Source organism: Rodentibacter sp. JRC1 (genome assembly GCF_020521555.1).
GTDB lineage: Bacteria > Pseudomonadota > Gammaproteobacteria > Enterobacterales > Pasteurellaceae > Rodentibacter > Rodentibacter abscessus.
In genome coordinates, this window is sequence record NZ_BPWA01000001.1 from 1,909,881 (window position 1) to 1,921,702 (window position 11,822).

Here is an 11,822-nt window from a genome sequence, read left to right on the forward strand (position 1 = left end):
AGCTTATGTCAACTACATTAAAAGTATTAAGTGCGAAAAAAGTGATTGCCAGCCATCAAATTAATCAGGGTGAGGCACTGATCATCGAAGCCAGAGATAAATCAAATTACCAATTAATTAACGATCAAACCGGTCTTGCACCGCAAAATATCATAGCCAAACGTGAAGGAAAAGATCTGAAAATTTTCCTAGAAGACGGTGATATGAGCGAAGATGTCATCATCAAAAACTATTATGGTGATGAAAACAGCGAAGAGACCACGAACCTAGTTGTCGGACAACACGAAAACGGTGGTATCTACGCTTACGTACCGGAATCGGGCTTAAAATCGGAAGCGGTCAGTATGTTGGCGGAAGAAGTTGCCGCACCACAAGCATTAGGCGGTGAAGATTTAGCCGGTGCATTTTGGGCATTTAACCCATGGTGGTTACTTGCGCTTGTTCCCCTTGCAGCAGGCATTGCGATTGCGGCGAACAATGGTGGCGGAAGCGGTAGCAAAAATAATGAAAATAAAGACACCACAGCGGATAGCCCGAAATTAAAAGCGGAAAATGACGGTTCGGTAAAAGTCACACCGGGAGCGGACAATACCACAGTTGAGATTAAATATACTGATGAAGCTGGTAAGGAGCATACCGCTATCGTGAAAAAAGATAGCGATGGTAAATGGACATCGGATGATCCGAATGTGATTGTCAATGATGATACTTTCACTATTCCTGCAGATAAAGTGAAAGATGGTTCAAAAGTCACCGCTGAAGGGACGGACAATGCCGGAAATAAAGCAAGCGATGAAGTAACAGCCGGTTCAAATCCTGTCGAACCGCAGCCGGAGCCACAACCGCAGCCGGAGCCACAACCGCAGCCGGAGCCACAACCACAACCGCAGGATACAAAAGCAGATAAACCTGTATTAAAAGCAGAAGATGATGGTTCGGTAAAAGTCACACCGGGAGCGGACAATACCAAAGTTGACATCAAATACATTGATGAAGACGGCAATGAGAAAACCGCGACAGTTGAAAAAGATAGCGATGGTAATTGGACATCAACTGATCCTAATGTTGTTGTAAATCCGGATGGCACCTTTACTATTCCGGCTGATAAAGTAAAAGATAACTCGAAAGTTGAAGCGACGGGTACCGATGAAAAAGGTAACAAAGCGGATGCGGATACGGTAACGGCAGGCGATACCAAAATCCCGGGTGATAGCAATGGTGATGGTGTTGTCGATGAGAATGATGATTCAGGCAACCAAGTGACCTTACCGGATGGTCAAGCTGTTCCTCGTAATACGGATGGTGCACCGAATATCGTCTTTGGCGAAGACAAAGACAAAAATGACAAAATCAATGCTGATGAAATCGATGACATTGATGGTAAAGAAACAACGCCTGTTTATATCACTATCCCGGATAAAACAGAGATTGGTGATACATTAGTGGTCAACGTAAACGGTAAACCGACATCAATTCCAGTTACAAAAGAGATGATTGACAACGGTTACACAAAAGTTGATGTACCTGTTTCTCAAGACGGCGGTATTACCGTAACGGCTAAAGTTACCGATCCTGCAGGGCAGTCTTCAGCAGAAGGTAGTAAAACCGTCACGGTTGATACAACAGCACCATCTAAACCGACAGTAACCGAGAATACTGATGGTTCGGTAAATGTTGATTTACCGGAAGATGCCGATAAAGTGGTGATAAATGTTCCACAGCCAAATGGTCCTGATAAAGAAGTAACCTTTACAAAGGATCCGGATGGTAAATGGATATCAAGTGATCCAAATGTTATTCCTAACCCGAATGATGCAGATCCAAGTCATGTTGAAATCCCGAAAGCTAATATCAAACCGGGAGCTGAAATTACAGCAAAAGCGGAAGATGAAGCGGGCAATACAAGCCAAGACTCGCTTGATTTAGCAGATAAACCAACGATTACGTCTCCTGATAACGATGGCAAAGTCACGGTTGAACCGGGTGCGGACAACAATAAAGTGGAAGTCAAGTTTAAAGACGAAGACGGTAACGACAAAAAAGTGGTTGCTGAGAAAGACGAAGACGGCACTTGGACGGTTACGAACGATGATGGCACGGGTGCTACGATTGAAGACGGTAAAGTGGTGATTCCGGCGGATAAAGTGAAAGACGGCGAACCGGTGAATGCTGAAGGGGAGAATAACGCAGGTAGTACTGCAAATGCTGATGAGGTCAATGCTGGTACTGATGTGAAGAATGCCAAACCGATTGCGAAAGATAAAGACGGAGATGGAAATCCGGATGGTATTACTTACCCAACAGAAGTGAATGAGGGTGAGAATCTAACAGTTAAAGTGAAGTTGGATAACAATAATGGTAACGATAAATTGCCATTCGGTGGCATTGCTGGCACCGGAACGAATCCAACGGATAATGCTGACTTTGGCGAACCAACCTTTACCAACGGCGTCACCAAAAATGCAGATGGAACACTTAATGTTCCGGCAGGCGTAACCGAGTTTGATGTTGTTTATCCGGTACAAGCGGATAATAAAACTGAAAATGATGAAAGGGCAAAAGTGAGCGTTGGCGGAGTTGAAGGTAACGAAGTTACTGTAAAAGATACTTCTCAAGCAGAGGAAGCCCAAGCCCCAACGATAGCTAAAGATCAATATCATCAAGGAGGAGCTGTAGTAATAGCGGGAAATGGTAATGATGAACTTGTTGTAAAATTTCCAACTGAAGCGACAGGTAATCCTGAAGAAATCATTACGGTGACAAAAGATACAACTACTCAAAAATGGACTGCAGATAAACAAATTCCTGGTGTTGTAGTTGATCCTGTAACAGGTAGTGTGCTAATTGCTCCGGATGCTGTGAAAGACGGCGGAAAAGTAGAAGCAACAGGTAAAGAAAGTGGTAAGACGGATAAAGACGGAACACCGGTTACTACTGATACTGATGCGAAAAATGCTAAGCCGATTGTGGGTGAAGTAGTAAGTGCGCCAGATACGATTGATGAAACAGGTAATAACAACAAAGTTGTTACAACAGTTAAACTAGATAACAACAATGGTGTAGATAATTTACCAATCAAGATGTTAGATAATGGATCTTATGAGCTTTCAGATGATGATTTTGAAACACCTGTGGTGAAATATACTGATCCAACAGATAATACTGAAAAAACGTTAGCACCAAATGAACACGGTAATTATAACGTACCGGCAGGAGTGACTGAACTTAAAATTGAACATACAGCGAAACCAGATGGTACAACAGAAGGTACGGAAACAGGTAAAGTGGAAGTAGGTGAGGTAGTAAGTAATTTAATTACTGTTAATGATACTTCGGCAGATCCAACTGTACCTGATACCACAGCAGATGCCCCAACAGTCAAAGCGGAAGACAATGGTGGCTTAACGGTTACTCCGGGAGCGGATAATACTAAGTTAGAAGTGCCATTCAATGATGAAGATGGTAATCCACAAAAAGTGACTGTTGTAAAAGATGGTAACACTTGGAAAGTGGAAGACGGCGCGACTTTACCGGCAGGTGTAACACTTGATCCTGCGACAGGTAAAATAACCATTGATCCTGAAGCAATTAAAGACAATCAAGAAGTAACTGCAACAGGTACGGACGAAAAAGACAATACAGCCACAGGTAATGGTACCACCAAAGCAGATACAACTCCTCCTGCGGTAGATAATTCTGGCAATGATGGAGTGGTAAGTAGTCCTGCAAGTATTGATGAAGGAGGTTCAGTCACAACAACGGTGAAACTGACCAACAATAATGGTGGAACCTTACCACTGGTAATTGGAACAGGTGCAACAGAGGAAAACGGTAAATTTAACACTGCGGACTTTGACTCTCCAACATTCAGTAATGGTGTAACTTTTGATCCTGCAACAGGTATGATGACAGTTCCTGCTGGCGTAAAAGAATTTACGATCACAACTACAGCAAAAGCAGATATGAAGACTGAAGGGACTGAGACGGGGAAATTAACGGTAGGTGGTGTTGAAGGTAATGAAATTACTGTTAATGATATTTCGGTAAATCCAACTGTACCTGATACTACAGCAGATGCCCCAACAGTCAAAGCGGAAGACAATGGTGGCTTAACGGTTACTCCGGGAGCGGATAATACTAAGTTAGAAGTGCCATTCAATGATGAAGATGGTAATCCACAAAAAGTGACTGTTGTAAAAGATGGTAACACTTGGAAAGTGGAAGACGGCGCGACTTTACCGACAGGTGTAACACTTGATCCTGCGACAGGTAAAATCACCATTGATCCTGAAGCAATTAAAGACAACCAAGAGGTAACTGCAACAGGTACGGACGAAAAAGACAATACCGCTACAGCAAATGACACGACTAAAGCGGATACAGCAGCACCTGCAGTGGATAATACTGATGGTAAAGGCGTAGTAAGTGCTCCGGCAACCGTAGATGAAGGTCAAGATGTTGTAACTACAGTGAAACTCACCAATAACAATGGTGGTACATTGTCGTTAGTAATTGGTACAGATAATGAGGACGGTAAGTTCGATAAAACTGACTTTGATGCACCGACTTTCAGTGATGGCGTAACTTATGATGAAGCAACAGGAATGCTTACTATTCCTGCTGGCGTAAAAGAATTTACGATCACAACCAAAGCGAAAGAAGACGCTGCAACTGAAGACGAAGAAAAAGGCAAGTTCAGTGTTGGCGGTGTTGAAGGTAATGAAGTAACGGTAAATGATACTTCTATTGAGGCAAAAGATCCTTCTATTGATATTGATAATATCGCTGGTCAAGCTCAAGCTGCGGAAGGTACGGATGGTTATGCACAGTTCTTGCCTAGTAATATTGCTACAACGGAAATTAGTAATGAAAATAGCGTTGTAACTAAAGGTTTCGTAATCAGTGGTACATCGCAAAACGTTCCTACAGATACTGATGTTTCGGTTACTATTACGGCTAATGGTGAAACCTATTTTTCCGGTACGGCAAAAGTTACAGGTGATGGAACTTGGTCAATTAAGGTTCCAACAACTACGATCACAACAATTGTGACCGGTAGTGGTGAAGATGAAGTAACAGAAGTGACTACTACATATAATAATCCAAAATTTGATGTGGCTTATGAAGTAAAAGCGACTGTCAATGTGAATGGAGACGATTATTCAGATATGGATATTACTGATAGTGCCCCTGTTGTTACGGATATTTATCTTCAAGATAATTTAACTGATGATGCGCCTAATGTAGAAAATTTCTATACCGATACTTCGAAATACATAGGTCGTGTTGATGGTATGGCAGATACGGATGCAACGAAGGCAATTAGCCGTGGTACGGGGTTAACGAATGATCCGAGTGCAGAATTACACTTTACACTTGATAAAGCACCTAAAGCAGGTCAAAGCATTAAGGTATTGCGCTACGCCATTGTAGATGGGGCTGAATCTTCCGTGGAGGATTTGACCACTCAGTTGTCAAATAATGGTCTTGAGTACACCCTTAGACCAACAACTCCACAGTCTGAAACAACAAATGCACTATATCGTTATAAAGTGCTTGTTGAAGATCAAAACGGTGCAGATCTTTCTAGTAAAGATTTCACTTACCGCTTAGATACGATTGTTGAGGCAATGGATGTTAAAGAGTTGAACTCAGATACTAACCAGATGATCCTTCAGGCTGATGGTGTTTCTGAAATTGGAGCAACCATTAAATATAAATACCAGACAGGTGCTGGAGAATCCGAGTTGAAAGATGTCGTTGATAATGGCGATGGTACTTATACCCTTGATTTAGCCAATTGGAATCGTAAAGTGAATGGCAGTATTACACTCCAAGTTATTGATGCAGCGGGTAATGTTTCAGAAACCAAGATTAATGCTGTTAGAAACTTGTTTAACGATTACACATTAGAGAAAGGTTTGAATCCTTCGGGCAATAATTTTGATGATCCGATCATTACAGGCTTAGGACCTAACGCAGGAGGACAATCAGCTTCTCTTGTCGCAGATAATCCGGAAACATTTGCATCCACAGATGGTAATGATACGCTTATCGTTGGTTTAGATAACTTCGGTAAAATGGGAGTCGGTAATGGCTCTGTTGGTCGAGGAATCTATATCGGTGGAACGGTGAAAATCGAAATGGGTAAAGGTGATGACCATATCCAAGTGCGTGGTACAACTCAATCGATGGGAACAGCTTCTGAAGGTTACTTTGATATGGGGGAGGGTAATGACAAGCTCTCATTTAGTGGTACGTTTGTTGTTGGCAACTATAATATTAGAATGGGTGAAGGCAATAATATCATTAACTTTGGTGGAACTACTGTACAAGCCGCAGGTTTAGATATTAGTTATGGTGATGGCAATGATGCCTTACGTGCAGATGTAAATAAAGATTTCGCCGGTGGTAAAACAATTAGTTTTGGTAACGGTGATAACTATATGGAGGTCGGTTACGTATACGATAAAAACGACATTACCTTCGGTAATGGAAATGATATATTTATAGCTAAATCTATTGGTACAAAAGCACCTTCAAGCGGTACGATTGATATGGGCGATGGTAATGATGTTTTCTCTGTTAGCGGTTTATTAGCTCGACAAGAAGTTAAGCTTGGTGCCGGTGATGATATCGCTATCATGGGTGATCGTATTGAAACCGGTGCTGCTTGGGGAAGACTTGATGGTGGTGACGGTAACGATACCCTAGTTCTCACTAAGTCTGATGGCAAAGTTAGCTTACAGAATGTGTTGAACTTTGAGGTTATTGATTTAACTGCACCAACGGCACAAACTATCGGTGTGAGTAATGATTATTTCACTCAGCAGAATGACACCACGAAAGCTGTCTATATTAAAGGTGGTACAAATGATACCGTTGACTTTGGTGATAACGGTAAATACATTAATGGTACTAAATTTAAAGATGGTGGTGGAGCTATTAAATCTAATTGGAATTTCTGGGAAAAAACAGAATCTGATGTGGTGCACGATGGTGTGACTTATGATAAATATACCTATCGTACAGCAGCCGGAGATGTGAATGATGAGGCGGTATATATCCAACAAGGTATCCAAATCATCTAATTTGTTCACTAACGTTTAGTGATAAACCAAATCCCCTAAGGTTCTCCTTGGGGGATTTTTTTCAAACCAGGTATCGCTGCTTTGTTTTTTAATGAACCGATTTCAAATTTCTCAAGAAGAAGCCTATTTAGAATGGCAATTCAGTGAAGATTATCGCCGATATAAGTCAAAAGTAAGACGTTGGATATAAAAATGCGGTCAAAATGATCTGACCCCAAAAAGTTAGACCATTTAACAAATGGTTTGAGTTCGATATTGTATCGGGCTCAAGCCGTTTAATTTTAATTGTATTCGTTCCTCATTGTAATACCGTATATACTCCCTCACCGCTTGTGCAACCTCCTCGGCATTGTCAAAATGCTTACCATAGATACATTCCGTTTTCATCCGCCCGAAAAAGCTCTCCATCATCGCATTATCTAGGCAGTTTCCCTTTCTTGACATACTCTGCACTATGCCGTTTTCTTGTAAGATGCGTTGATACGCACACATTTGATATTGCCAACCTTGGTCCGAATGCAGTATCGGCTTCGCCTCTTTGGGTAATTTTTCGACCGCTTGTTGCAACATTACTTTCACTTGTTGCCAATTCGGGCTTCGACTGATAGCAACGCTGATGATTTCCGAGTTGAAGCAGTCTAAAATCGGTGAGACGTAACATTTACTGCCGTCTTTGGCTTTGATTTCCGTGATGTCGGTAAGCCATTTTTCGTTTGGTCGGGTTGTGGTGAAATCCCGTTGTAAGCGGTTTGGGGCGATGTTTCCGATTTCACCGCGATAGGCGGCGTACTTTCTCGCTTTTTTGCCCTTCACCTGTAGCCCCATTTGTTGGATTAAGTGTTGTACCCGTTTGTGATTAACGCCTTTCAATAACGCACTTACTCGGCGATAACCATACGCCGGATTTTCTGCTTTAATCCGCCTGATTTCCGCTTTAAGTGCGGTATTTTTATCCGCCTTCGGCTTTAAATGATAGAAAAACACACTACGAGACAAATTTGCCAATGAAAGCAAGATGTTAAGCGGAAACGTCCCTCTCAATCTTTGGATAATCGCCGCCGTTCGGCTTCTTCCTCCCGCATCACTTCGTCCAACTTTTTTAGAAATGCCACCTCCGCTTCAAGCTCCAAAATCCTTAACCGTAAGCGGTCTTCTTCGGTCTTCGGCGGCGGTGGCATTTTGGCGTATTTTGGTTTTTTCGGGGACATTGTCGGTCTTCCTTTCGGTTTGGGGTGTAAACCGTTTATACCGTCTTTTTCAAAGGCTTTCAACCATTGGCTGATAAGACCTGAATTACTTATGCCGAAATGGATTGTCGCTTGCCTTGCAGAGAAATCCCCTTTTTGAACGGCAAGGATGACTTGATATTTAAATTCAGCGGAATAAATGCGTTTGCCGGGCAATAGGGCAAGCCCTGCATTGCCTGAATGTTGATATTGGGTAATCCAACGTCTTAAGGTGGTGTCGGAAAGTTGAAATTGTTTTTTTGTAAGTGAAACATCTAAGTGATTTTTAAGATAAAAATCGATGGCTTGTTGTTTGAATGTTTGATTGTATTTGGTCATAAAATCTGCCCCTGACTAAGTTGGTTTATTTTGTCCAACTTTTGGGGGGCAGATCAAAATCGACCGCACTTTTTATCTTTTATTATTTATTTTGCACAGTTACAATCTGCCGTTTTCTTTTCAAAACGTTCGGAAACGTAATCCCAGTTTACGACATTCCAAAATTCTTTAATGTAGTCCGGACGGCGGTTTTGGAATTTTAAATAGTAAGCGTGTTCCCAAACGTCTAAACCGAGAAGTGGGAAACCTTCACAGCCGGCGACATCTTTACCCATTAACGGATTATCTTGATTGGCGGTGGAAACAACCGCTAATTTTCCTTCTTTGTTTAATACTAACCAAGCCCAGCCGGAACCGAAGCGGGTTGCCGCCGCTTTTTCAAATTCAGCTTGGAAGGCCTCAACAGAACCGAAATCACGCACGATTGCATCTTTTAATGCGCCCTGCAAGGTTGTGCCTTTTTTCAAGGATTTCCAAAATAAGCTGTGGTTTGCATGACCACCGGCATTATTGCGTAATGCGACACGTTTTTCAGCCGGTAATCTATCAAGATTTGCGACTAATTGACCCGGACACATTTCCAAAAATTCAGGTGCTAAACCTTCCAATGCTGCGTTTGCATTATTTACGTATGCTTGGTGGTGTTTACTGTGGTGAATTTCCATCGTTTGCGCATCAAAATGCGGTTCTAATGCATCGTAAGCATAACCTAATTCAGGTAGAGAGTAAGCCATAATTCGTTCCTTCTATAAAGTGAGTTTTCGTTTTGACTATTTCGGCTAATTTGATTTTAAACAGACAAAATCTAGCCAAAAGTGCGTGAATAGTAGCAGAAAATTTGATTTAGATCATTAAATGTTTTTTTATTCTGTTAATATTGAATATTTTTAGAAAGCTTGTTCTAAATCAATAAACCCTATAATCTACTTCTAAAGAGTTATCAGTTTTGCCTGTCTGAATCTCGTCAAATTTTTCCCTTGTGGTAGAATATCGCCAAATTTAACGTGATGATTTCCCTATGTTTAAGCTTCATACCTTGTCTGTTAAAAATCTTTCTTGCCGACGTGGCGAGCACTTGCTTTTTCAGGATCTTTCATGTGATTTCAGCAGCGGTGATTTTGTGCAAATCGAAGGACATAACGGTATTGGAAAAACGAGTTTATTGCGTATTCTGGCAGGGCTAGCGGAACAATCGGCAGGTGAAGTGCGGTGGGATTTTGAGCTTATTTCTAAGCAACGGGAAATTTATTACCAAGATTTGCTTTATTTAGGGCATCTTGCCGGTGTGAAACCGGAACTTTCAGCTTGGGAAAACTTGCAATTTTATCAACGTATTAGCCAAGCAGAGCAAGGTAATGATGTACTTTGGAAGGTATTAGAGAATGTGGGGTTATTAGGGCGTGAGGATTTACCCGCAGCGCAACTTTCAGCCGGTCAACAAAGGCGTATTGCTTTAGCGCGTTTATGGCTTTCTCAAGCCCCTTTGTGGATTTTGGATGAACCTTTTACTGCGATTGATAAAAAAGGGATCGGTATTTTGACCGCACTTTTTGAAAAGCACGTTGAACAAGGCGGTATCGTGTTACTGACCAGTCATCAAGATATACCGAGTTCGGCGTTAAAGAAACTTAATTTAGCCCATTATAAAATCATATAGAAAGGAATAGTTGATGATTTTCCTTGAAATTATTAAACGGGAATTACAAATTGCAATGCGCAAGCGGGCTGAAATTTTAAATCCGCTATGGTTCTTTTTAATTGTAATTACGCTGTTTCCTTTGGTTATTGGGCCTGATCCTAAATTACTTTCCCGTATTGCACCGGGGATAGCTTGGGTGGCAGCGTTACTTTCAGCTTTGCTTTCTTTTGAACGTCTTTTCCGCGATGATTTTATTGACGGTTCGCTTGAGCAATTAATGCTAATCCCGCAATCTCTTGCATTAACGGCATTGGCAAAAGTAACGGCACATTGGCTTTTAACCGGTTTGCCGCTGATTTTACTTTCCCCTATCGCTGCATTACTGCTTTCCCTTGAGGTGAATATTTGGTGGGCATTGGTGATGACTTTATTATTGGGTACGCCGATATTAAGTTGTATCGGTGCTATTGGTGTCGCTCTAACTGTAGGCTTGCGTAAAGGCGGTGTACTGTTAAGTTTGCTTGTCGTGCCTTTATTTATTCCCGTGTTGATTTTTGCCTCCTCCGTGTTGGAAGCGGCAAGTTTGAATGTTCCCTACAATGGACAACTTGCTATTTTAGGAGCGATGATGGTTGGTGCGATAACGCTTTCGCCTTTTGCGGTGGCGGCGGCATTGCGTATTAGTTTAGATAATTGATAAGCAAATGGCACGAAAGTGCGGTTATTTTTCTTTTGATTTTTTAAGGATCTTTTTATGTGGAAGTGGTTACATCCTTATGCGAAACCGGAGACTCAATATCGCATTTGTGGAAAATTGAGCCCGTTATTTGCGTTTCTTAGTTTGTTGTTACTTGGGATTGGGGTTATATGGGGCTTGGCTTTTGCGCCTGCGGATTATCAACAGGGAAATAGTTTCCGAATTATGTATGTACACGTGCCGTCGGCGATTTGGTCGATGGGGGTATATGGTTCTATGGCGATAGCGGCTGTGGTGGCGTTGGTATGGCAAATTAAACAGGCTCACTTGGCAATGATTGCGATGGCTCCCGTTGGTGCATTATTTACTTTTTTAGCCCTTGTTACCGGTGCTATTTGGGGCAAACCTATGTGGGGAACTTGGTGGGTGTGGGATGCCCGTTTAACCGCGGAATTGATTCTATTCTTCTTATATCTCGGTATTCTTGCGCTTTATTCCGCCTTTTCTGACAGAACGACCGGCGCAAAAGCGGCAGGGATTTTATGTATTACCACTGTGGTTATTTTGCCGATTATTCACTTTTCAGTGGAATGGTGGAACACTCTTCATCAAGGGGCAAGTATTACAAAATTAGAAAAACCGTCTATCGCCACACCAATGCTGATACCGTTAATTTTATGTATTTTCGGTTTTTTAACGCTCTATATTTGGCTTACTTTGGTGCGTTATCGTGTGGAATTATTAAAAGAAGATGCGAAGCGGCCGTGGGTAAAAGAATTGGCGAAAGAATTGAAGTAGTCCGAATTTGATTATGGGAGATGTATTATCCC

6 protein-coding genes are annotated in these 11,822 nt (G+C 41.8%); 4 read left to right on the forward strand and 2 right to left on the reverse strand.

Annotation, left to right across the window (positions count from 1 at the left end):
- The first annotated feature begins 5 nt into the window (after positions 1-5).
- Positions 6-7,091, forward strand: a complete 7,086-nt coding sequence (locus HEMROJRC1_RS08715; protein ID WP_226692540.1) for a hypothetical protein — start codon at positions 6-8, stop codon at positions 7,089-7,091.
- 231 nt (positions 7,092-7,322) lie between these two features.
- Here HEMROJRC1_RS08715 and HEMROJRC1_RS08720 read toward each other — a convergent pair.
- Both HEMROJRC1_RS08720 and sodA read right to left on the reverse strand, forming a co-directional pair.
- A protein-coding gene (locus tag HEMROJRC1_RS08720; RefSeq protein ID WP_226692541.1) for an IS3 family transposase occupies positions 7,323-8,656 on the reverse strand; the annotation gives its coding sequence in 2 pieces (ribosomal slippage) (positions 7,323-8,152 and positions 8,152-8,656; 1,335 coding nt in all).
- A gap of 86 nt (positions 8,657-8,742) precedes the next feature.
- On the reverse strand, positions 8,743-9,390 hold the full coding sequence (gene sodA / locus HEMROJRC1_RS08725; protein WP_226692542.1) for a superoxide dismutase [Mn]: 648 nt from the start codon (positions 9,388-9,390) through the stop codon (positions 8,743-8,745).
- A 284-nt stretch (positions 9,391-9,674) separates the two neighbouring features.
- Between sodA and ccmA the strand changes: the two genes are divergently transcribed.
- From ccmA to HEMROJRC1_RS08740, 3 genes are read left to right on the forward strand one after another with little or no spacing between them, the layout of a single operon-like run.
- On the forward strand, positions 9,675-10,313 hold the full coding sequence (gene ccmA / locus HEMROJRC1_RS08730) for a cytochrome c biogenesis heme-transporting ATPase CcmA (RefSeq protein WP_226692543.1): 639 nt from the start codon (positions 9,675-9,677) through the stop codon (positions 10,311-10,313).
- A 13-nt stretch (positions 10,314-10,326) separates the two neighbouring features.
- Positions 10,327-10,992: a heme exporter protein CcmB gene (gene ccmB, locus HEMROJRC1_RS08735; protein ID WP_226692544.1), complete on the forward strand. Its 666-nt coding sequence runs from the start codon at positions 10,327-10,329 to the stop codon at positions 10,990-10,992.
- 57 nt (positions 10,993-11,049) lie between these two features.
- Complete coding sequence (locus tag HEMROJRC1_RS08740; RefSeq protein ID WP_226692545.1) at positions 11,050-11,790, forward strand: heme ABC transporter permease; 741 nt, start codon at positions 11,050-11,052, stop codon at positions 11,788-11,790.
- The last annotated feature ends 32 nt before the right edge of the window (positions 11,791-11,822 follow it).

What these genes read in the sequence shown, in the direction of transcription:
- sodA (WP_226692542.1), bottom strand. Translation starts at nt 9,390, where the DNA reads ATGGCTTACTCTCTACCTGAATTAGGTTATGCTTACGATGCATTAGAA.
- HEMROJRC1_RS08715 (WP_226692540.1), top strand. Translation starts at nt 6, where the DNA reads ATGTCAACTACATTAAAAGTATTAAGTGCGAAAAAAGTGATTGCCAGC.
- ccmB (WP_226692544.1), top strand. Translation starts at nt 10,327, where the DNA reads ATGATTTTCCTTGAAATTATTAAACGGGAATTACAAATTGCAATGCGC.
- HEMROJRC1_RS08740 (WP_226692545.1), top strand. Translation starts at nt 11,050, where the DNA reads ATGTGGAAGTGGTTACATCCTTATGCGAAACCGGAGACTCAATATCGC.
- ccmA (WP_226692543.1), top strand. Translation starts at nt 9,675, where the DNA reads ATGTTTAAGCTTCATACCTTGTCTGTTAAAAATCTTTCTTGCCGACGT.